20 protein-coding genes are annotated in these 22,265 nt (G+C 62.7%); 5 read left to right on the top strand and 15 right to left on the bottom strand.

The genetic code is table 11. The features are described 5' to 3' along the window. Positions 1-55: 55 nt before the first annotated feature. The 5 genes from RAS12_RS00990 to cysS form a co-directional block, all read right to left on the bottom strand. Positions 56-1,321, bottom strand: a complete 1,266-nt coding sequence (locus RAS12_RS00990) for an aspartate kinase (RefSeq protein ID WP_306944602.1) — start codon at positions 1,319-1,321, stop codon at positions 56-58. 149 nt (positions 1,322-1,470) lie between these two features. Then, positions 1,471-2,460, bottom strand: a complete 990-nt coding sequence (gene tilS / locus RAS12_RS00985) for a tRNA lysidine(34) synthetase TilS (protein ID WP_306951706.1) — start codon at positions 2,458-2,460, stop codon at positions 1,471-1,473. 163 nt (positions 2,461-2,623) lie between these two features. Continuing rightward, on the bottom strand, positions 2,624-3,589 hold the full coding sequence (locus RAS12_RS00980) for an acetyl-CoA carboxylase carboxyltransferase subunit alpha (RefSeq protein ID WP_306944600.1): 966 nt from the start codon (positions 3,587-3,589) through the stop codon (positions 2,624-2,626). A 36-nt stretch (positions 3,590-3,625) separates the two neighbouring features. Beyond that, on the bottom strand, positions 3,626-4,270 hold the full coding sequence (locus RAS12_RS00975) for a DNA-3-methyladenine glycosylase family protein (RefSeq protein WP_306944598.1): 645 nt from the start codon (positions 4,268-4,270) through the stop codon (positions 3,626-3,628). A 20-nt stretch (positions 4,271-4,290) separates the two neighbouring features. Next, positions 4,291-5,745, bottom strand: a complete 1,455-nt coding sequence (gene cysS, locus RAS12_RS00970; RefSeq protein WP_306944595.1) for a cysteine--tRNA ligase — start codon at positions 5,743-5,745, stop codon at positions 4,291-4,293. 255 nt (positions 5,746-6,000) lie between these two features. Here cysS and RAS12_RS00965 point away from each other — a divergent pair, with 255 nt between their 5' ends. The 3 genes from RAS12_RS00965 to RAS12_RS00955 all read left to right on the top strand — a co-directional run bounded on the left by RAS12_RS00965 (position 6,001) and on the right by RAS12_RS00955 (position 8,088). After that, positions 6,001-6,684: a tetratricopeptide repeat protein gene (locus RAS12_RS00965; RefSeq protein ID WP_306944593.1), complete on the top strand. Its 684-nt coding sequence runs from the start codon at positions 6,001-6,003 to the stop codon at positions 6,682-6,684. Positions 6,685-6,818: 134 nt separating this feature from the next. Then, positions 6,819-7,328, top strand: a complete 510-nt coding sequence (locus tag RAS12_RS00960; protein WP_306951704.1) for a peptidylprolyl isomerase — start codon at positions 6,819-6,821, stop codon at positions 7,326-7,328. Next, positions 7,321-8,088, top strand: a complete 768-nt coding sequence (locus RAS12_RS00955; protein ID WP_306944591.1) for a UDP-2,3-diacylglucosamine diphosphatase — start codon at positions 7,321-7,323, stop codon at positions 8,086-8,088. The genes RAS12_RS00960 and RAS12_RS00955 overlap by 8 nt, the downstream gene beginning before the upstream one ends. Before the next feature lie 71 nt (positions 8,089-8,159). Here the strand turns inward: RAS12_RS00955 and RAS12_RS00950 are convergent, their stop codons facing one another. The 3 genes from RAS12_RS00950 to RAS12_RS00940 all read right to left on the bottom strand — a co-directional run bounded on the left by RAS12_RS00950 (position 8,160) and on the right by RAS12_RS00940 (position 11,661). Beyond that, positions 8,160-9,023 (bottom strand): undecaprenyl-diphosphate phosphatase, encoded by an 864-nt coding sequence (locus RAS12_RS00950; protein ID WP_306944589.1) that lies wholly within the window; start codon positions 9,021-9,023, stop codon positions 8,160-8,162. An 18-nt stretch (positions 9,024-9,041) separates the two neighbouring features. After that, a complete protein-coding gene (locus RAS12_RS00945) occupies positions 9,042-10,625 on the bottom strand; it encodes a TerC family protein (protein ID WP_306944586.1) in 1,584 nt (527 codons plus the stop codon). Positions 10,626-10,875: 250 nt separating this feature from the next. Next, positions 10,876-11,661 (bottom strand): inositol monophosphatase family protein, encoded by a 786-nt coding sequence (locus RAS12_RS00940; protein ID WP_306944584.1) that lies wholly within the window; start codon positions 11,659-11,661, stop codon positions 10,876-10,878. Between the two features lie 132 nt (positions 11,662-11,793). Here RAS12_RS00940 and RAS12_RS00935 point away from each other — a divergent pair, with 132 nt between their 5' ends. Next, positions 11,794-12,585: an RNA methyltransferase gene (locus RAS12_RS00935; protein ID WP_306944582.1), complete on the top strand. Its 792-nt coding sequence runs from the start codon at positions 11,794-11,796 to the stop codon at positions 12,583-12,585. A 66-nt stretch (positions 12,586-12,651) separates the two neighbouring features. Here RAS12_RS00935 and RAS12_RS00930 read toward each other — a convergent pair whose 3' ends face one another. Further along, a complete protein-coding gene (locus tag RAS12_RS00930; RefSeq protein ID WP_371321234.1) occupies positions 12,652-13,641 on the bottom strand; it encodes a Bug family tripartite tricarboxylate transporter substrate binding protein in 990 nt (329 codons plus the stop codon). A 160-nt stretch (positions 13,642-13,801) separates the two neighbouring features. Here RAS12_RS00930 and RAS12_RS00925 point away from each other — a divergent pair, with 160 nt between their 5' ends. Next, complete coding sequence (locus RAS12_RS00925) at positions 13,802-14,563, top strand: IclR family transcriptional regulator (RefSeq protein ID WP_306944580.1); 762 nt, start codon at positions 13,802-13,804, stop codon at positions 14,561-14,563. An 89-nt stretch (positions 14,564-14,652) separates the two neighbouring features. Here RAS12_RS00925 and RAS12_RS00920 read toward each other — a convergent pair whose 3' ends face one another. The 6 genes from RAS12_RS00920 to RAS12_RS00895 all read right to left on the bottom strand — a co-directional run bounded on the left by RAS12_RS00920 (position 14,653) and on the right by RAS12_RS00895 (position 22,228). After that, positions 14,653-15,501 carry a mechanosensitive ion channel family protein gene (locus tag RAS12_RS00920; RefSeq protein WP_371321324.1) on the bottom strand — a complete coding sequence of 283 codons (849 nt, stop codon included), beginning with the start codon at positions 15,499-15,501 and terminating at the stop codon, positions 14,653-14,655. 168 nt (positions 15,502-15,669) lie between these two features. Continuing rightward, positions 15,670-16,782: a DUF1513 domain-containing protein gene (locus tag RAS12_RS00915; RefSeq protein WP_306944577.1), complete on the bottom strand. Its 1,113-nt coding sequence runs from the start codon at positions 16,780-16,782 to the stop codon at positions 15,670-15,672. Next, entirely contained in the window at positions 16,772-17,860 is a 1,089-nt protein-coding gene (locus RAS12_RS00910) for an imelysin family protein (protein WP_306944575.1), read from the bottom strand. Before RAS12_RS00910 ends, RAS12_RS00915 begins: the two co-directional genes overlap by 11 nt. Continuing rightward, positions 17,860-19,377, bottom strand: coding sequence for a di-heme oxidoreductase family protein (locus tag RAS12_RS00905; RefSeq protein ID WP_306944573.1), 1,518 nt, complete (start codon positions 19,375-19,377; stop codon positions 17,860-17,862). The genes RAS12_RS00910 and RAS12_RS00905 overlap by 1 nt, the downstream gene beginning before the upstream one ends. Next, positions 19,374-20,672, bottom strand: a complete 1,299-nt coding sequence (locus RAS12_RS00900) for an imelysin family protein (protein WP_306944570.1) — start codon at positions 20,670-20,672, stop codon at positions 19,374-19,376. Before RAS12_RS00900 ends, RAS12_RS00905 begins: the two co-directional genes overlap by 4 nt. A 236-nt stretch (positions 20,673-20,908) precedes the next feature. Continuing rightward, entirely contained in the window at positions 20,909-22,228 is a 1,320-nt protein-coding gene (locus tag RAS12_RS00895) for an MFS transporter (protein WP_306944568.1), read from the bottom strand. Positions 22,229-22,265: the final 37 nt, after the last annotated feature.

Raw genomic sequence — 22,265 nt, 5'->3', positions numbered from 1 at the left:
GAGTCTTGCCCGCACAGGGCCACTCTATTCAAAAAAAGTGCCAGAACCGTTTTCTTTATTCCTTGGCGCCCGGCGCTTGATCCAGGCCGAAGGCCTTGTGCAAGGCGCGCACACCCAACTCCATGTACTTGTCGTCGATGATGACGGACGTCTTGATTTCGCTGGTGCTGATCATCTGGATGTTGATGCCTTCTTGCGAAAGCGTCTGGAACATCAGGCTGGCAACGCCAACGTGCGAGCGCATGCCAATGCCCACGATCGAGACCTTGGCGACCTTTTCGTCGGTGGACAGTTCACGCGCGCCAACGGCGGGGATCACTTCGCGCTTGAGCAGGTCCACGGCGCGCGCAAACTCATTGCGGTTCACGGTGAACGAGAAGTCGGTCGTGCCAGCCACGGACTGGTTCTGCACGATCATATCGACGTCGATATTGGCGGCAGCGACCGGGCCCAGGATGGAGAAAGCGATACCCGGTTTGTCGGGCACAGCCAGCAAAGTGATTTTGGCTTCGTCGCGGCTGAAGGCGATGCCGGAGACAACGGCGGCTTCCATTTTTTCGTCTTCCTCAAAAGTAATCAGCGTGCCCGAAACCATTTCTTCTTCGAGCGGGATTTGCGGGTCGGTCAACGAGGACAGGACTCGGACCGGAACACGGTATTTGCCGGCGAATTCAACCGAGCGGATCTGCAGGACCTTGGAACCCAGCGACGCCATTTCCAGCATTTCCTCGAAGGAAACGACGGCCATGCGGCGCGCTTCGGGCACCACGCGCGGATCGGTCGTGTAGACGCCATCCACATCGGTGTAGATCAGGCACTCGTCAGCCTTGATAGCGGCTGCCACGGCCACGGCCGAGGTATCGGAACCGCCACGGCCCAGCGTCGTGATGTGGCCTTCGGGGTCAATGCCCTGGAAGCCCGTCACGATGACGACACGGCCTGCGTCGAGATCGCCGCGAATGCGAGCGTCATCGATGGAGCTGATGCGCGCTTTCGTGAACGACGAATCGGTGCGCACGGGCACTTGCCAACCGGCGTAGCTGCGCGCAGGCACGCCTTCGGCTTGCAAAGCAATGGCCAGAAGGCCGCTGCTTGCTTGTTCGCCGGTGGCGGCAATCATGTCGAGTTCGCGAGCGTCGGGCTGGGGCGTGATTTCGCGCGCCAGACCCAGCAGACGATTCGTCTCGCCGGCCATCGCCGACGGAACAACAACAACCTGGTGGCCGGCAGCGTGCCACTTCGCGACGCGACGCGCCACGTTTCTGATGCGCTCAACCGAGCCCATCGAAGTACCGCCATATTTGTGAACGATCAGGGACATCTCGTACTCTGGCTGGGAACCCGCCGCAAGAATGTTGACGGGCAAAACCATATATTCTAGCGTGGCGGTAAAAATTTGCGCAGATTGAGGAAATTTATGTTCATTGCGCAGCTATTTTTACGCTAATTCTTTCCAAATCCGCCTTTTTTTCAGCGACGGCCGCCCTGCTCTCTGGGCTCTACCCAGACCCGTCCCCGATGGCAACGGATTACGTGGCCAGCCTGTTCCACCCGCAACTGGCGGTCGTGGCCCAGGCTGTGCAGTTCGCGCAGCTGGCGCAGCAAGTCCCGCATGCGCGCATCCGTAGGCATGCGGGCGCCGTTGCGTTCCAGCCAATACCGCAACACCTGCGCCTGGCGCGCAGGCGACAAGCTGCGCCACGCTTGCAGTGAAAAGCTGTTGCCGTCGGGACTTGCGTCCAGTTGCGCGAAGTCTTCCTGCGCAACTTCTTCCAGGATTTCAGCGGCTTGCGCCATATGGCCGGCGTGACGAGCAACGATCCCTCGCCAGCCGGGCCAACGGCTGTCGAGCACAGGCGCCAGCAATTCACGCAAGGCAGCGCGGGTGTAGTGCGGATCGGAATTGGTCGGGTCCTGCACGGCACGCCAGCCGGTGGCGGCTTGCACCGCATTAGCGGCCTCCAGGATGGCCTCCCGGTCCACCGTCAGCCACGGACGCAGGTAGCAGACACCGTCGCGCTGCGACACGGCTGCCATGGCGGCCATGCCGGCCAATCCCGTTCCGCGCAGCAGGCGCAGCAAGACGGTTTCAGCCTGATCGTTGCGGTGATGCGCCAGCAGCACATGGCTGGTTCCATGCGTGCCGGCCAACTGCGCCAGTGCGGCGTAGCGGGCCTCGCGGGCAGCGGCTTCGATGCCCTTGCCGGACGCCTGCGCAACATCGACACGGGCTTCGAACACGGGCACTGACAACAGGCTGGCCAACGCTTGCACCTGCCTGCTCCACTCATCGGCAGCATCCTGCAAACCATGATGCACGTGGAACAACGCCAGCCCGATGCCCAGCTCGCGCGCGACGGCCGCAGCATGCACCGCCAGCATGGCGGAATCTGCACCGCCACTGATCGCTACAGCGACGCGCGCAGGAAGCGCCGGCAAGGCGCTCAACGCGCCGCGCAGCGCGTTGCCCAGGACGGGCGATAGCGGCAAAGGCGCAGGGCCGGAATGCAAGACGCCCGCCTCGGCCCGGGACGAAACATCGGGCGGTTGGCGGGCGGTCATGGAGTATGGCGCGACGGGCGCGGCCACGGCACAGGCGTCACCGCCCGCACCGGAGCACGCATTAAGCGCGCACTTCCTGGTAGGCGCCGTAGGACAGGACGCGTTGCACGCGCTGTTCCACAAGCTGGTCGGGCGTCAGCCCCTGAAGCTGGCGCAAGGAATCGCCCAGTGCGCGGCGCAGCAGGCGAGCCATGACGCGCGGATCGCGATGGGCGCCGCCCACCGGTTCGTTGACCACACGGTCGACCAGGCCAAGATCCTTCAGGCGCGGGGCGATGATGGCCAGCGCATCGGCGGCATCGGGCGCCTTGTCGGCGCTGCGCCACAAGATCGACGCGCAGCCTTCCGGCGAAATCACGGCGTAAGTCGCGTATTGCAGCATCAGCACGGCGTTGCCCACGGCAATAGCCAAAGCGCCGCCCGAACCGCCTTCGCCAATGATCGTGCAGATGATCGGCACTTTCAATTCGGCCATGACATACAGATTGTGGCCAATGGCTTCGGACTGGCCGCGCTCTTCCGCGCCAATGCCGGGATAAGCGCCCGGGGTGTCCACAAAGGTGAACACGGGGATGCCGAATTTTTCAGCCAGACGCATCAGGCGCATGGCCTTGCGATAGCCTTCGGGACGCGGCATGCCGAAGTTACGCGCGGCGCGTTCCTTGGTGTCGCGGCCTTTTTGGTGACCAATCACCATGCAGGGCGTGCCATTGAAGCGCGCCAGCCCGCCGATGATGGACTGGTCGTCGGCGTACATGCGGTCGCCGTGCAGTTCATGGAAGTCGGTGAACATTTCGCGCACGTAGTCCAGCGTGTAAGGACGCTGGGGGTGGCGGGCAACAAGCGCCGTCTGCCAGGGCGTGAGCTTGGCGTAGATTTCCTTGGCCAAGGTCTGGCTCTTTTGCTGTAGACGTCCGATTTCGTCGGAGATGTCTACCGCAGAGTCGGCCTGCACATAGCGCAGCTGCTCGATCTTGTTTTCAAGTTCGGCCAGCGGCTGTTCAAATTCCAGAAATGTATTGCGCATGTAGTGTGGTTCCGTAGATGGGCTGCCTGGTGTGCATCAGTATTGAACCGGTGTCGGTTCCAGACTGCGCCATAGGTACCAGGTCGCCACGGTACGCCAGGGTTGCCACGCCAGCGAGACTTCGCGAGCCTCGAAGCGCGAGACAGGCTCGCCACTGAAATAGTGTAGCGAGATTGCCTTGAGCAGCCCTGGATCATCCAGCGGCAGAACGTCAGGCCGCTGTAGATTGAAAATCAAAAACATCTCCGCCGTCCAGCGCCCAATGCCCCGGATGGCGACCAATTCAGAAATAACGGCCTCGTCGTCCATGGCCGCCCATTTCTCGGGATGGACCCGTCGCTCGCCGAAATGCACGGCAAGATCCAGCACGTATTCGGCCTTGCGTTGAGACAGGCCCGCTTTACGCAGCCCGTCCACGCCAACGCGCAGCACGGCGACAGGCGTGGGGCGTTTGCCCACGGCGTCGATGAACTTGGTCCAGACGGCATCAGCCGCCTTGGTGGAAATCTGTTGCCCGATGATCGCCCGGGCCAGCGTCACGAACGGCGTGCCGCGCGAGGTCAGCCAGACCTCGGGATGCTGGGGAATGATCTTTTTCAGGATGCGGTCGCGGCGCATCAGATGGGCGACGGCGGCTTCCCAGTACTCAGGCTTGGGAATGTCGAGGTCAGGAGCGGACATGTCGGGTGTATCCACTGGGCTCAAGCCCTGCGCCATTGCGTCAGACCACCCGGCTTGTCATCAAGCTCGATACCGGCATCGCGCAATTCCGCGCGGATACGATCCGCCTCGGCAAAGTTGCGGGCGGCCTTGGCCGCCGCGCGGGCGTCGATCAGGGACTGGATGGCATCCGCGTCCAACATGGCGCGCTGGCCCTGTTCGATGGCAGCCGCCGAGTAACGCGTGGACGACTGGAAATACGCCGCCGGATCTTGCTGCAACAGCCCCAGCAACGATGCCAATGCCTTCATCTGGCCGGCGCTGCGCGCGCTCTTGCCGCGGTTGGCCTCGGAGGCCAGTTCGAACAAGGCCGCGACAGCGCCCGAGCTGTTGAAGTCATCGTCCATGGCCGCTTTGAAGGCCTGGGCCTGCGGCTCGTTCCAATCGATGCCTTGATCGTCGGCCGGCACGTTCTGCAAGGCCTGATACAGGCGGTCCAGCGCGTTTTGCGCGTCGACCAGATTGTCAGGTGTGTAATTCTGCGAGCTGCGGTAGTGGTTGCGCACAATAAAGAAGCGCACCATTTCCGCTTCACGCGGGTTGACCGCGTAGGTGGCGGCATCTGCCGCCGGCTCGCCTTGGGCGACCGTCTGGCGGATGGTGCGGAAATTGCCCAGGGACTTGGACATCTTGTCCGAATCAACCATGAGCGGACCGCAGTGCATCCAGATATTTGCCAGTGTGCCGCCAAAGGCGCCTTCGGTCTGGGCAATTTCGTTTTCGTGGTGCGGGAATTTCAGGTCAGGACCGCCACCGTGAATATCCAGCGGCAAGCCCAGCAGCGACTTGCTCATTGCCGAGCATTCAATGTGCCAGCCAGGACGTCCCATGCCGTAGGGCGACTCCCACTTTGTGTCGGCCGGTTCTTCGGCTTTGGCCGATTTCCAGAGCACGAAATCGAGCGGGTCGCGCTTGGCCGAACCCACGGCTACACGTTCGCCAGCACGCAGGTCATCCAGCGTTTTGCCTGACAACTTGCCATAGCCGGGAAAGCCGCGGACGGCGTAATTCACGTCGCCGTCATCGGCCTGATAGGCCAGGCCGTTCTTTTCCAGCTTGCCGATGATGTCCAGCATCTCGCCCACGTACTGGGTGGCGCGCGGCTCACGGTCCGGCGATTCCACGCCCAGCGCTTGCTCGTCGGCATGCATGGCGGCAATGTAGAAGTCGGTGACTTCGCCGATGCGGCGGCCGGTTTCCACCGCGCGGCGGATGATCTTGTCGTCGATATCCGTAATATTGCGCACGTAGTCCACCGCCAGACCGCTGGCGCGCAACCAGCGCTGCACAACGTCAAACGAGACCAGCATGCGGGCGTGGCCCAGATGGCAGAAGTCATACACGGTCATGCCACACACGTACATGCGCACCTGACCAGCCTGGGCCGGTTTGAACGGTTCTTTGGTACGCGATAACGTGTTGTAGATTTGCAGCATGGCGCTTTTGGATTCGTCTAAATGTTCCGTGGCGGTTTCGGAAAGTGTTGCTAGCGAAGGACGATACCTTCACAGCGTGCCGCCTCTGGCCAAACTCGGTCAGACTCTGGCCAGATTACGGTATACCGTCAGAGCGCCCTGCCCAATGTCGAGCCAAAAACTCAACCGAGGCTAAAATGGCGGTCGTCAAGTATAGCAAGCGGCCCGGTCGCGCGCGTAAGTGCAAGCCGGCCACGACTTTTAACGGATACCCACGTGACTATCAAGCCGCGTTTTTATGTCGCCCTGCTCGCCCTGGCTCTTGCCGGCGCGCCGGTTGGAGCCGCCCTTGCCCAGTCGATGGCGGGTGGAGCGGGTCAGAACCCCAACGCTACCCGCACGACGTTGGACCCGATCCCGCCCGAAGGCGGCTGGGACGGTCTGGCAAAGCTGCTGGAAGCCGCCAAGCCCAGCGTCGACACCCGTCTTACGCCGTCCCCGTCGCAGATCACGACGTACATTGAACGCCTGCTGAACCAGGGCGACAACGAAGCCGCGCTTGCGATGATCGAAAAGCGCGAAGCCCAGATCAAGGACCAGCGCGGCACCGACGTGCAACTGATGTTCCAGCACGCCCGGGCGCTGGCCGCGCTGAACCGCACGGGGGAAGCCATCGACATTTATACCGACATGACCACCCGGTTCCCGGAACTGCCGGAACCTTGGAACAATCTGGCGGCTCTATATGCAAGCCGCGGTGAACTTGAAAAAGCGCAAGACGCCCTGCAAATGGCCCTGCGCGCCGACCCCGGCTACGCGGCTGCCCGCGCCAACCTGGGCGACCTGCAACTTCTGCAGGCGCTGAGCACCTACAAGAAGGCCGCCAGCGATGGCGTGCCCGGCATGCAGGACAAGGCCCGCGAAGTCGAAACCATGTTGAAGGATAAACAAGGCAAATGATGTCCCGTTACTCTCCTCTTCACCTGCTGCGCCTGACGGCGTGCTCGTTTGCGCTGGCGGCATTTGCCCCAGCCCTCGTCAGCGCCGCCCCCGCAGCCACTCCCTCCACCTCCACTTCTGAAGGCACAAAAACCATGAGCACCAACCCCCGCGTCAAACTCATCACGAACCAAGGCGACATGGTCATCACCCTGGACGCCGCCAAGGCGCCCAAGACCGTCGAAAACTTCCTGACGTACGTCAAAGAAGGCTTCTACAACGGCACGGTGTTCCATCGCGTGATCGACGGCTTCATGATTCAAGGCGGCGGTTTCGAGCCCGGCATGAAGCAAAAGCAAACTCACGCCCCCGTTGAAAACGAGGCCAACAACGGCCTGAAGAACGACAAGTACACCCTGGCGATGGCCCGCACCAGCGACCCGCACTCGGCTACCGCTCAGTTCTTCATCAACGTGTCCAACAACGACTTCCTGAACTTCACGTCGCCCACGCCGAATGGCTGGGGCTACGCTGTTTTCGGCACCATCACCGAAGGCACCGACGTGGTCGAGAAGATCAAGGGCGTGAAGACCGGCAACAAGGGCTTCCACCAGAACGTTCCGAACGACGACGTGATCATCGAGAAGGCCGAAATTCTTGAATAAGATCGCCCTGTCCGGCCCGATCTGGCTGGCGTCCGACCTGCATCTGGGGCCGGCTACGCCTGCTACCTCCGAGGCCTTTCTGGCCTTTCTGGAGGCCGCGCAAGAAGAAGCCGCCGCCCTGCTGCTGCCGGGCGACATCTTCGATGCCTGGATCGGCGACGACGTGATACGCGCCGCCCCGCCGTGGCTTGCCACGGTGGTGGCGGCGCTACGGGAAACAGCTGCGCGGATTCCCGTGTGGCTGGGCCGCGGCAACCGCGACTTCCTGATCGGCGAAGAGCTGGCGCAAGCCGTGGGCGCGCGCCTGCTACCCGAGCCCGCGGTGCTGGAAACGGATTTTGGCCAAGTGCTGCTGACCCATGGCGACGAGTTCTGTACGGACGACGCCGCCTATCAGCAATTCCGCACGATGGTCCGCAATCCGCAATGGCAGGCCGAGTTCCTGGCCAAGACCATTCCTGAACGCCTGGCAATGGCGCAACAGGCGCGTGGTGAAAGCCAGGCGGCGAATCAGACAAAATCCATGGAGATCATGGACGTCAATGCCGACGCCATCAATGCCATCTTCCGCGAGTCAGGCGTGCGCGTGCTGGTCCATGGCCACACGCACCGCCCCGCCCGTCACGTCATCGACGTGGATGGCAAGAAGCGCGAACGCTGGGTGCTGCCCGACTGGGATTGCGACCACGTGTCGCCCGCACGCGGCGGCTGGCTCGTCATCGACCGCGACGGCCTGGAATTCTACGATCTGGAAATGTAGGATGCGTTGCACACGATAAAAAAATGGCCTTGCATGATTGCAAGGCCATTTTTATTCCATCGCCAGAAGTCCTAGCGGGTGAAGACCCACGCGGCAACTATCGCGCCAAACACGATCCGGTACCAGGCGAACACCCGGTACGTGTGGTTGGCCACAAAGCGCAGCACGGCTCGAACCACCACCATCGCGCTCAGGAACGCCGCGATGAAGCCCACGGCAATGCCGGACAGGTCGTGCTGGGTCAGCACGCCAAAGTTCTTGTACATGTCATAGACCGCCGCGCCCAACATCGTGGGCATCGCCAGAAAGAACGAGAACTCGGTCGCCGTTTTGCGCTGAATACCCGCGATCATGCCGCCGATGATGGTGGCGCCTGACCGCGACGTACCGGGAATCATGGCCAGACATTGCGCCACGCCCACACCCAGCGCCTGCTTCCAGGTGATCTGTTCCAGCGTGCGCGCCGTGGCGCGCTCATCAGAAGCGGTGTCGTCAGCGGCGCCAGGCACGTCGCCCGGCGTGTGATGCGTCTTGCGTTCGACATACAGCATGATCAGGCCGCCCAACACTAGCGTCACTACGACGACGCCCGGATGGTAGAACACCGACTTGATGGACTTGATGAAGATCGCCCCGATGACCGCCGCCGGCAGGAAAGCGATGATCAGATTGCGGGTGAATGCGACTTCGGTCGGCACGCCAGTCAGCGTGCCGCGAATCAGCTGCAACAGCCGGGCGCGAAACACCCACATGACGGCCAGAATGGACCCCAGCTGGATCACGACCTCGAACACCTTGCCGTCGCCCGACTGGAAATTGATCCAGTCGCCCACCAGGATAAGGTGGCCGGTGCTGGACACCGGGATGAATTCCGTCAGGCCCTCAAGAATACCCAGGATAAAAGCTTTGATCAGATAGAGCGCGTTTTCAGTCACGATAAGGAGCAGTCCCGGTTAGTCGTTGGCAAGCGATGCTTCATCGGAAAGCGGCTCGTGGCGACGCTTCTCGACGCGCACCAGCGCAATGCGGCGGCCATCCATTTCCAGCACTTCAAAACGGAAATGCTCATGGTGGATTTCGTACTCGCAGACATCGCCCGGTTTGGGCAGGTGTCCAAAGCGCGACAGCAAATAGCCCGCCAAGGTTGAAAATTCCTGGGCCTCGTCGACCAAGCCTTCGGTTTCCAATACCTGTTCTACATGATGCAGGTCGGCTGCACCATCGATCTTCCAGGTGTTGTCGCCATCGGCCACAATATCGGGCAGTTCATCCTCATCGGGGAACTCGCCGGCAATTGCCTCGAACACGTCGATAGGCGTAACCAAGCCTTCAATGGCGCCGAACTCATCGGCGACCAGCACCAGTTGGCCGCGCGAACGCTTGAGCGTATCCATCAAGCGCAGGATACCGATGGCTTCGTGCACGATGATGGGGTCACGCAGGCGATTGCGGCGCACGCGGCCCTCGGTGATCAGGTCGGCCACCAGATCTTTGGCGCGCGCGATGCCCAGCACCTCGTCAAGCGAACCCCGGCAGACCGGGAAAAAGCTGTGCGGCGCTTCGGTCAGCTGACGGCGGATGACTTCCGGGTCGTCATCGATATTGACCCACGACACGTCCGTGCGGGGCGTCATGATCGACCGGATGGAGCGTTCGGCAAGCGTCAGCACCCCACTGACCATATTTCTTTCTTCGACCCCGAAAGCGGGCACCGACGGGCCTGCATGCGGCAGATCGGGTTCATCGCTGGCCGGCGGCCGCTTGCCCAACATGCGCAGCACAGCCGAGGCCGTGCGTTCACGCATGGGACGGCGGGCATCCAGCTTGAGCAGATTGCGGCGCGCGACCTGGTTCAGCGCTTCGATCGCCACCGAGAAACCGATGGCCGCGTACAGGTAACCCTTGGGCACCTTGAAGCCAAACGATTCAGCCAGCAGCGAAAAGCCGATCATCAGCAGGAAGCCCAGGCACAGCACCACCACGGTCGGGTGGGCGTTGACGAAACGCGTCAAAGGCTTGGACGCCAGCAGCATGATGCCAATGGCGATGATGACAGCAATCATCATGATGGCCAGGTGGTCCACCATACCGACGGCGGTAATCACCGAGTCCAGCGAGAACACGGCGTCCAGCACCACGATCTGCGTCACGATCACCCAGAAACTGGCGTACACGCGCGGCCCGGACGAGCCCATATGCTGGCCGCCCTCCAGACGCTCGTGCAGTTCCATCGTGCCTTTGAACAGCAGGAAGAAGCCACCCACCATCAGGATCAGGTCGCGTCCCGAAGGGGACAGCGGACCGATGGAGAACAAGGGGGTGGTCAAGGTGACCAGCCACGACATGACCGACAACAGGCCAAGGCGCATGATCAACGCCAGGCTCAAGCCCATGATGCGCGCGCGATCGCGTTGCGCAGGGGGCAGCTTGTCTGCCAGGATGGCGATGAAAATCAGGTTATCAATGCCCAGGACGATCTCAAGGACGACCAGGGTAAGCAAGCCGACCCACGCAGCGGGGTCTAGCAGCCACTCCATCAGGAGCTCCAGAAGTTATGCGACCGGTAATCGTACATGGAAAACCTGTGACATGCCGGTGACGAGTCCCGTCCGTATGCCTGATGGCCATTGGCTTTGAGCCATTTTCACCATGCTGGGCGAGGGGGTGAGCAGCGCGCGCGGACAAAAAAAAACCGGCCGAAGGCCGGTCTTTCAGCAGCGGGCTTGCGCCCAGTGCGTGCAAGGCGGCGGCAGTTAAGCCGCACGCCGGGGGTCTGCGTCTTGCGCTTTAAGCGGCCGAAGGCGGGTTGAGCGCCGACAGCATTTGCGTGAAGATCTTGGGGCTGGCGGCCAGGACGTTGCCGCTGTCCATCCAGCCTTGCTCGCCGTCAAAGTCAGCGATCAGGCCGCCTGCTTCCAGCACCATCAAGCTGCCCGCAGCGACATCCCAAGGCTTCAAGCCCACACCGCAGAAGCCGTCCAGACGGCCGCTGGCCACATAGGCCAGATCCAGCACGGTGGCGCCCAGGCGGCGAACGCCGGTGGCGCCTTCGGCCATTTCGCGGAAACGCGACGAACCCTGTTCGGGATCACCAGCTTGGGGCCAGTGCGCGCCCAAGAGCGCTTCGTGGTAGCGGGTACGGCCCGACACGCGCACGCGGCGGTCGTTCAGGAAGGTGCCGCTGCCACGGCTGGCCGTGAACAGTTCGTTGCGCGCCGGATCATAGATGACCGCTTGGGTCACTTGACCGCGATGCGTCAGCGCGATCGACACGGCGTAGTTGGGCAGACCATGAATAAAATTGGTCGTGCCGTCCAGGGGATCAATGATCCACTGGAACTCGGCTTGGTCAGGGCCTTGCAGACCGAATTCTTCGCCCAGAACGGCATGGTCCGGGTAAGCCGCATGCAGCGTCTCGACGATGGACTCCTCGGCGGCGCGATCGACTTCCGTGACATAATCGCGCGGCCCCTTGCGAGCCACGCTGAGTCGTTCCAAATCCATGCTGGCACGGTTGATAATGGTGCCGGCACGCCGGGCCGCCTTGATGGCGATGTTGAGCATCGGGTGCATAAAATTCCGTACGTATGCGGTGGGTTCGCGTGATGGTTGGCCACTTGCCGCCCCCCCGGGTCCGTCGTTGCCCCAACCGGGGAAATCGACCCAAAAAAACAGGAAGGCACTAAGCCAAACGTGCCATTTTAAATGACTCAAGCATTTTCACGTGTTCGCTTCGTTATGGTGAACCCCAGCCACCCCGGAAACGTGGGTTCGGCGGCCCGCGCAATCAAGACAATGGGCTTCTCCGAACTCGTCCTGGTGGCCCCAAAGTTTCCAGATGTAACCAGTCAGCCAGAAGCTGTGGCACTGGCCAGCGGCGCTCTAGACGTGCTGGAAAACGCCCGGATTTATGACTCCCTGGAAGAAGCGCTTGCGCCCGTCACCATGGCGTTTGCGTTGACCGCCCGCGTGCGCGACCTGGGCCCCCCGCCCTGCGACATCCGTCAGGCCGCTGATCTGGCCTGCGCCCATCTGGCCGAGACGGCCGAGGGCGTGGCAGCCATTGTGCTGGGCACCGAGCGCGCCGGGCTGACCAACGCGCAGATCGCGCTGTGCCATCGCATCTGCCACATTCCCGCCAATCCCGAATACAGCTCGCTGAACGTCGCTCAGGCCTTGCAACTGGCCGCCTGGGAGCTGCGTTATGCGTTGTTGGTGGACCAGGGCGCTGCTTTGCTGCCGGTGTCGACCGCACAGGAACCCTCGCGCGGCGCCGAACCGGCGTCCAGCGAAGCCGTCCAGGCTTTCCTGGCCCATTGGGAAGAAGCGTTGATCGGCGTCCAGTTCCTGGACCCTGCCCATCCCAAAAAGCTGATGCCGCGCATGCGCCATCTGTTTTCGCGTCCCGCCCTGAGCCGGGACGAAGTCGACATGCTGCGCGGCGTCTGCACTGCCATGCTGGCCACCGCAAGGCGCAACGGCGGCGCAAAAAAATAGGGACAGGCGCGAGCCCATCCCTATTTTCCGCTCTCCCGGCGGCATGCCGCCGGGAAGCCTTGCAGATCAGTCCACCGTGGCGCCCGAGGCCTTGATGACCGGGGCCCAGCCTTCCACTTCCGACTTGATGAATTGGCCAAACTCGGCCGGCGTGGTCTTCACGCCGACGGCGCCCAGCTTCTCAAAACTGAGTTGCACTTCGGGCTTGTCCAACGCCTTCTGCATCGCGGCGTTGAGCTTGTTGACCACGTCAGGCGGCGTACCGGCCGGAGCGATCAGGCCAAACCACGACGACACGTCGAAGTTGGCATAACCCGCTTCCTTCATCGTGGGCACATCCGGCGCGCTCTTGGAGCGTTCGGCGGTGGTCACGGCCAGGGCGCGCAGCTTGCCCGATTGCACGTGCGGCCAAGCCGACGGCATGTTGTCGAACATGAACTGCACCTGGCCGCCGATCAGATCGGTGATGGCCGGCGAGCTGCCCTTGTAAGGCACGTGCAGCACGTCAATGCCAGCCTGCATCTTGAACAGTTCGCCCGCCATGTGGATGGACGTGCCGCTGCCCGACGAAGCGAAGGCCAGCTTGCCCGGATTCTTCTTGGCGTAATCCACCAATTCCTGCACCGATTTCACCGGCACCTGGGGATTCACGACCAGAATATTCGGCACCTTGGCGCCCAGGGCGACGGGCGTGAAGTCCTTGGTCAGGTCAAACGTGACGTTCTTGTACAGCGTCTGGTTGATGGCGCTGGTCACCGCCACGAACAGCAGCGTGTAGCCGTCGGGGGTGGCGCGTTGCACCTGATCGGTCGCGATGTTGCTGCCGGCGCCCGGCTTGTTTTCAACCACGAACGATTGGCCCAGGCTCTCGGTGAGTTCCTTGGCCATAATGCGGGCAATCACGTCAGTCGTGCCGCCGGCGGAAAAACCGACCACGATGCGGACAGGTTTGTCAGGGTAGGCGGCATGGGCCGAACCCATGGCAAATGCGCTTGCGGCGGTGGCCAGAAGGGTGGCGGCAAGACGCCGCATGCCAGGCTTGTGACCTGTAGTCATAGTGTCTCCGTGCAGGTACTGTCCACTAAGTGGACGATTTGAATTATTAGATGCTGCATTCTCAGCTATACAGCCGTGGTACATCAAGGTAGAGTCCACGGTACGGACAATGGTTTTCCCTTGACCGTTCCGCAATAACCTAAAGTTTTCAGAGATTTACATGCAAGACAGCGATGCCGCGGCCGCAGGCCCACGCACATTGCGCCGTGGGTTGGCCGTTTTGGCCGCCTTGCGTGACCAAGGGCCCGACGGCCTGAGCGTGACAGATATCGCCCGCCTGACGGGCATACAGCGTCCCACCATCTACCGGTTGCTGGCCGCCCTGCTCGACGCGGGTCTGGTGCTGCCGGTGGCGGGTACCAAGAAATACCGCGCCCAATTGGCCGTAGACCCGGACACGCGTTCGCGAGATCCGCGCGTGCGCCAGTTGCTGCCCGTGTTGCGCCGCCTGGCCGACCGGACTGGCGACGCCGTTTTTCTGGTGGTGCGCGAAGAAGACGACTCCATCAGCCTGCACCGCGAAATCGGCAGCTACCCCGTCCAGATCCTGGCAACCTACGCGGGCAAGCGTCAGCCGCTGGGCGTCGGCTCTGGCGGCATGGCCTTGCTGGCCGCGCTGCCTGACGATCTGGCGCGCAGCATTGTCGAGCGCAACTCCGGCAGGCTGGATGAGTACGGCGGCATGACGCCGCAGGAAATGTACCGTTTGATCGAAAACACCCGTGCCCGCGGCTATTCAGTGGTGGGCAACCACGCTGTGCGCGGCGCATTGGGCGTTGGTTGCGCATTGCTGGATGCGCAAGGCGTCCCGCTGCTGGCCGTAAGCGTCACGGCCATCATCGACCGCATGCCGGCCCAGCGCCAGCGCGAAATCGCGGGCTGGATCAAGGCTGAACTGGCGCGGCTGGCCATGCAGGCCTGATCCGCCGGCAGTGCGAGCAGCCTGCCGAAACCCTAAGCAAACGGGCGCCCTAGGGCGCCCGCTGCCTGCCAGCCATAGCCGCGCCTGGATCAGGTCGCCGCGTCGTCCGACACGTTCTTACCCGAGTCCTTGGCGCCCAAGGCGGGCGCGGCAGGAGCGGCGCCCGTTCTGGGGTTCTGGATTTCGCGCAGCGGAATCGGCGGCTGGAAACCGGCGGCTTCCAGCGACGTGCGAATTTGCTGGTACAGGCCCCAACGCAGGTCCCAGTACTTGCTGGCTTCGGCCCACACGCGCACATTCACGATGACGCCGTTTTCCTTGTACTCAAACACCTTCACCTGCGGCGCCGGGTCTTTCAGCGCGTCTTCGCGACCGTTCACGATTTCGGTCAGCTTGGCCAGCACTTGCTCCAGGTCATCGCCATAACGGACCGGCACAGGGATATCCAGGCGGCGCGTCTTGTTGCGGCTGTAGTTCGTGATGGTGGCGTTCCACACCGTGCTGTTGGGCAGCGTCAGATGGATGCCATCGCCCTGCACCAGACGCGTCAGGAACAGGCCGACCTCTTCCACCGTGCCGTCGGCGCCGGAGCTCAACGCCACATACTCGCCAGCGCGGATCGGGCGCAACATCAGCAGCATGATGCCGGCGGCAATGTTTTGCAGCGTTCCTTGCAGCGCCAGACCCACCGCCAGACCTGCCGCGCCCAGCACGGCAATCAGGCTGGCCGTCTGCACGCCAAAGCGTGCCAGCACGGCAATCACCGTGAAGATCCGCACTGCCCAAACGACGGTGCTGTAAAACATCGGCACAATCGTGCGGTCAATTTTGCTTGAGCGCGTGGCCGCGCGGCGGACCCAGCCGCCCAGCAAGGACGATATCCACCAGCCGGCGATAAGGATCAACAAGGCCACGAGCAGATTGATGCCCATGTCCATCAGCCTGGGGGCCCAGGCGTTAAATTCTCTAACGGCGTCTTCCACGGAATCTCCTGCAAAAAAAATGCGACCGAAAACTGTATCAGATGGCGGATGCGCAAAGGGCCGCATCGCGGCCCTGGAGTGTCAAGCTTTGTAAGGGAACGGCATGGCCGTTCAAGCATGCCTCTAGGCCGCAACGATACGGAAATGATTGTCCCAGGATAGCTCACGAGACGGCGGCAGCACGGGTTTTTCTTGCCCAGCCGCATCCGTGCGCACCATGGCGCCCAGCCCGCTGCTGACCAGGAATCCCGCTTGCGTGGCGGGCGCCACGCCGCAGCCATCTGCAAGCTGGGTCGTGCCCAGGCAACGCCCGCTGGCCGTATCCCAATAAATCACCTGCCCGCCCACGGGGCTGGACGTGGCGGCAATGCTGCCCGAAGCATCAACCGTTACCGAGCCCACATAGTTGCGCATATTGCGCAGTGTCTCTACGGGTCCTTCGAATAATTCCAGCTGCGCGCCACGGCGATGACGGCCCACCAGCGCGGGGCGATCGGCGGCGGGTCCCATGTACTGGCAGCCGAACCAGACGCAACCATCTGCCGCCAGCGCCAGATGCCTGATCGACAAGCGATGCAGTTCCGGCGCCAGCTCCACCTTTTCCAGCAACTGGCCGCTTGCCGCATCGATATACGCCAGCGATGGCCGCATCGTGTCCAGATTGAGTTCCAGCTTGCCGTAGTCCGGGTGAGTCAGAATGCCGCCATTGGCCACGCACAGCGTCTTGCCGTCGGGCATCAGCACGACTTCATGCGGCCCGATGCCGCCGGAATCGAATTCGCCGATACGCCGGTAGGCGCCGCCGGGCGTCGCGTCGTAGATACCCAGTACGCCCCGACCCGCTTCAAAATCATTTTCTGTCGCCACCAGCAGCCGGCCGCCATCCACAAAGGCTCCGTGGCCAAAGTAGTGACGTTCGTCCGGTATCGGAAGGGCCTGGGGTTCGCCCGCTTGCTTGAGCGAAAAGGCCAGCGCAAAAAACCCCGGCTGCCGCCCGAATACCACGGCACGCTGGCCGATGGCATCAATGGCAAAGCTGTGACCGCGAGCAGGCATGGGGATGACAAGGCGGTCGCCGCCGGCCTCATCCAGCAAAACGGCTTCGTCCCGCCCTCCGCGCTTGCGGGCGCTGAGATACAAGGGGCCGCCATCCGCCGGCAGCGCAGCCAGCGCGGCGCAAGGCGACATGCCAAGCGCCGCGGCCAGCGTCAAGAAACGGCGGCGATCAATCACCATCGAGCGCATTGAATCCGATGGTGACGCCTAGCGCTGGCGCCAAGTCCTGATCAACGATGGCCTTGGCATTCTTGATGGTCAGCGAGGCCAGCTGGAGCAAGCGGCGGCCTTCTTCAGCGGCCAGAGCCTTGTCCAGCGGCACAGGCACGGCTTGCAGGGTCTGCGCGGCGCTATTCAATTCGCCGCGCACCGACACGTCCATCCAGTCGCCGCCCTTGGGCAGCGGATAGGCGCCTGCCTGATAGAACGCATTCAAGCCTTCAAGATTGGCCGCGAGCAAGCGTGTGGACAAATCACTGCGCCAGAACGCGGCGCGCTTGGGCCGTGCCGCTTCAGGCGAATCGCCCAGCACCGGCAGAATCTTTACGTCGCGCGCGAACTGCAATCCGGTGGACAGCGCCTTCATCGCCTCGGCCGCGACTTCCTGCGGATCACGGTACAGATCATTGCCCGCTTGCGGCTTTGCAAACTGCCGGCCGAATTCGCCATTCGGCCCCCAGGCCGCTGCCACATCGCGCGACATTGCGGCGACATTGGCCGCGACAGCCCGGGCATAACCGCAGGAATAGGCAAAGGCTGGCGCGCTGCTCTGCTTGAGCAAGGCGGGCTCGCCATACAACACGTATTCCAGCGCTGGCAGGCCCTGCACGGCCACACTGCGGCCGGCCAGCGCCCCCGGAGCCAGCAAGGCTTCGTCGCGGGCCGCAATCAGCGCCTGCACCTGTTTGGGCATCACCCCGCGAGTATCGGGCCAGAAAGCCAGGCGCTCGAAACGGTTGGCCTGCACCAACGGACCAAAGCGCAGGATCTCGACTCCCGACCAGGCGAGCGCAAGCCCTGTGAACGCCTCGCCCACGCGTGCGGCGCCGGCCGCGTCCGGCTTGGCGCACCAATTGCCCAACGCGCCATCCAGCGCGGTGGCGGCGTCCACCATCTTGCCGACGGCAGGACGCGCGTAGTCGCGCGCCAGACGCTCACCCAGATCGGCGGGTAATTCCGCATGCGCGGTCAGCGTTGCCGTCAGCAGCAGCGCGGCCGCCAGGGTTTGCTTGAACAACGGCCGGATTGGTCGAACCATCACAGCGACTCCAGGAAACGGATCAAATCGGCGCGCTCATCGGGCGTCATTTCTACCACGCGGTCACGAGCGGGCTTGGCTACGCCGCCATGCCACAGGATCGCTTCCAGCAAGCTGCGGGCGCGCCCGTCGTGCAGCCACGTCGCGCTGGGGTTCACGGTCTTGGTCAGGCCTATGCCCCACAACGGCGGCGTGCGCCATTCACGGCCATTGGCTTGCCCATCGGACACGCCGTCGGCCAAGTCGTCGCCCATGTCGTGCACCAGCATGTCGGTGTACGGCCAGATCAACTGGAAACGGTGCTCGGGCTGCTTGGCATTGCGGCTCGTCACGTACTTGGGTACGTGGCAGGCCACACAGTTGGCTTCGTAGAAGAGCTTCTTGCCTGCCAGCACCCGCGCGTCGTCGGCGTCGCGCCGCTGGGGCACGGCAAGATTGGTGGAGTAGATTGTCACGAAGTCCATCAGCTTGGCCGGCACTTCTTCCGGCCCAAAGCGCGGCTGCGCGCCATGCGGCATGTCCAGGCATTGCTTTTGCGCCGGCGTGCAATCCCCCGAGTGCTTGGGGAACATCGGCGTGGACAAGCCCATATCGTTCGAGAATGCCGCAGCGCTTTGCTGCTCGACCGTGGGCTGACCCGCCTTCAAGTTGAAGCGGCCCAGCACGCGGGCGCCTGTGCGCGCATCCGTGACCCAATTCGGCTTGCCGACGATGCCGTCGCGCTTGTCCGCGCCAACATTGGCCAGGATATCGGCCTCGTGAATGGACTCCAGCAGCCCCAGCCCGATCATTGGCGGCGCCAGGCGCGGCGAAATTTGGGTGTCAGCGCGCATCGGACCATAGCCCAGGTTCTCGATGCGATACGCAGGCTTCATCAAGGTAGCGGTTTCACCGCCCTTGAGCGCCACCGCGATGGGCTGGTAGTCAATCTCCATGCGGCCTTCGGCGGGCAGGCCCGCAACCGCGAAGTTCTGCAACTGCACGCCATAAACGGGTTCCGGCAAGGCGGCGATCTCGCCCGCCGCCAGCTTGGGATGTCCCCGGTCAGGTCCCTGCGGCACGGCCAGGCGCAGCAGCAGCGCCACGGCGTCAGTACGTTCCAAAGGATCGAAACCCGGCACCGTGCCGCGTCCGTCCTTGGTATGACAGGCCTGGCAGGACCGCGCATTAAACAGCGGCCCCAACCCGTCAGACGCTTGCGTGGACGCGGGCGCAGACACCCAGTCTTTGCGAAACAAGCCATTGCCGACCTGGAATTCCTGGCGGCCTTCAAAGCTCATGTTGGCCGAAGGCTGAGAAAAGATGTCTGCGTTGATGAGTTTGTTGGTGGTCGCCGCCCCGGCCTGCATGGTCTCGAAGGTTTCCACTTTCGAGAAATCCCACGTGGGCGCAGTGATGGCGGTGACGCGTTTTTGATCTTCGGGCGTAAGGTCGTCACGCCCGGCAGGCACTTGAGGTGCGGCGGCGGCGCCGGCATGCGCCGACGCCGCCAGTACGGCAGCTAATACGAGTTTCACTTGAATACGGCGTCGGGTTTATCCAGGCTGTCCGAACCTTCGATCGCGACCTTGCCCAAGTCCAGCAGCGTGATCACGCGTTCCAGGCTGCGCGTCTGATCGACCAGGCGGTCAATCGCGGCTTGCACAACAGCGTTGCCTTCCTTATTGCCGTCCGCGATCATCTGGTCATAGGTCTCGACCGTTTCAGCGCGCGTCTTCATCGCCTGCATTGCAGCGACCGTGGCTTCCAGCTTGGCGCGCACTTCGGCGTCCAGCTTCGGGTCCTTGGCCTTGACCAATTCCGAGAGGCTCGCGCCCGTGACCTTTTTGCCGTCGATGCGCGTGTAAGCGCCCAGATAGACGTTCTGGATGCCGATTTGGTCAAAGAAGTGCGAGTTGTGCGTGTTGTCCGAGAAGCAATCGTGCTCTTCTTCCGGATCATGCAGCATCAGGCCGAGCTTCATGCGTTCGCCGGCCAGCTCGCCGTACGACAGGCTGCCCAAACCGGTCAGCATGGCGATCAGACCCGCCTTGGGATCTTCTTCGACGGCCTTGCGCGCGGCGCCGTCCTTCTTCCAGTTGCCCACCATTTCTTCCAGGTCGGTAACCAGCAGGTCGGTCACGGCCTTCAGGAACTCGATACGGCGTTCGCAGTTGCCGCCCGTGCATTGCTTGGGATCGAAGTCGGTGTACGGACGATTACCCGAATGGCGTTCTTGCGGTGTGCCCTTGCGGTCTGCCGGCGCCGGGCCGGTACCGTTCAGATCCTGGCCCCACAGCAGGAATTCGATGGCATGGTAGCCGGTAGCGACGTTGGCTTCGTTGCCATCGGCCTCGTGCAGCACTTCGGACAAAAGCTTGGGCGTGATCTTGCTGACGTCGACCGTCTTGCCGCCCACCGAAATCTTGGAATTGGCGATGACGTTGACCGAGTAGTACGCGTTCTCGTCGTTTTCGGTGCCGTAAGAGGCGTCCACGTAGTCGATCAGGCCTTCGTCCAGCGGCCACGCGTTCACGCGCCCTTCCCAATCGTCAACGATGGGGTTGCCGAAGCGGTAGGCCTCGGTCTGCTGGTAAGGAACGCGGGCGGCCAGCCAGGCTTCTCGCGCGGCCTTCAGCGTGTCGGCGCTGGGCTTGGCGACCAGGGCATCAATCGCGCTGCGCAGCGTCTTGGCGGCGGTCAGCGAGTCTTCATACCCCGCCAACGCCAGATCCGAATAGGTAGCGACCACGGCCTTGGGTTCCACCGCGGCGTGAGCCGTTCCCCCGAATACCGCCGCGGCCAGCACCGCTCCCAATAGCAACTTGCGCATCGCACTTTCTCCCGTAACTCGAACGGCTCCCGCCCCCGCGGCGGACCGTTCCGACTTGAATTTTGTGGATGCGAGTGTAAACAATTTTCGTTTGATGTTCAGCGCAAAGTCAGATACCTGACATTTTTTTGAACGCAGCCCGGGCCTGCGCAGCTGAAAACAGGCGAAAAAAACCCGGGTCATAACCCGGGCCGCCCTCGTGCTGATAACGCGCGATTGCGCGCCATCAGCCTTAATCAGCGCTGCAAAGGCGCCTTTGCCGTTTCCTTGGCAGCCAACAGCGCAATTGCCGTCACCACCAGCGCCGCCGCCACATACAGCGAGATCGCCAGGGTAGAACTCCAGGACTTGTACAGACTGGCAATGATCAGCGGCGCAAAGCCTCCGCCCACAATACCGGCCAGCGTGTAAGCCAGGGAAGATCCGGCATAGCGCACGCGCCCCGGGAACTGTTCAGTAATGAATGCAGCTTGAGGGCCGTACATCATGGCGTGGATCAACAGCCCCACCACGACAGCCGCGCAGATGGCGATCGGGTGCGCCGTGTCCATCAGCACGAAAAAGACAAAGGCCCAGATCATGCCCAGCACCGCCCCCGCCAAATACACCGGCCGCCGGCCGATCTTGTCCGACAGATGTCCGCACAACGGCACCGCCAATGCGTTGAGCGCAGCGCCCAGCATGGTCGCCGTCAACGCCATGGGGCGCGACAAGTGCAAGACCGTTGTCACATAGGTCAGCGTAAACACCACGACCAGCGCATACAGCACGTCAGAGCCAATGCGCGAACCGCCCGCGATGAGCAACTGACGCCAGTGCTGGACCAGGACTTCTTTGATGGGCGTGCTGGCGGTCTCGCGCTTTTCTTCCATTTCCAGAAACACGGGCGTTTCTTCCACGCCACGGCGCAGCCACAGGCCAAACAGCACCAGTGCGACACTGGACACGAACGGCAGACGCCAGCCCCAAGCCTGGAATTCTTCCGGGCTGAGGAACGCCGACACCAGGGCGATAAAGCCCGTGCCGATCAGCGTGCCGCACGACGGTCCCACTTGCGTGAACGACGCATTGCGCCCGCGCTGATTCGGCTTGCCGTGCTCCATCGACAGCAGCACAGCGCCCGCCCATTCCCCGCCCAGCGCCACGCCTTGCACAAATCGCAGTGCGACCAGCGCCACCGGCGCCCAGACGCCCCAGGATGCGTAGGTCGGCAACAGCCCCATCAGACCGGTCGAAATGCCCATGATGACCAGCGTGGCAACCAGAACGAACTTGCGGCCCAGCCGATCGCCCAGATGGCCGAAAACAAAACCGCCCAGCGGCCGCGACACATAACCCACGGCATAGGTCGAGAAGGCCAGGATGGTGCCCGTCAGCGGATCAAATGACGGAAAGAAAACGGCATTAAATACCAGCGCCGCCATCAGGTTGTAGATCGTAAAGTCGTACCACTCCAGTGTGGTGCCGACCGAACTGGCCATAGCCAGTCTGCGCATCTTGTTTGGCGCCGCCGCGGTTTTCAAGACCGCAGGATCACGTAGTGTATTTTCAGCCATAGGCTTCCCCTTGATTCGTTATTCGATGTGGTGCCGC

The sequence above is a fragment of the Achromobacter seleniivolatilans genome (genome assembly GCF_030864005.1).
Lineage (GTDB): Bacteria > Pseudomonadota > Gammaproteobacteria > Burkholderiales > Burkholderiaceae_B > Achromobacter > Achromobacter seleniivolatilans.
Note: the sequence above shows the minus strand (reverse complement) of the source record. Positions and strands in the feature narration are given on the sequence as shown.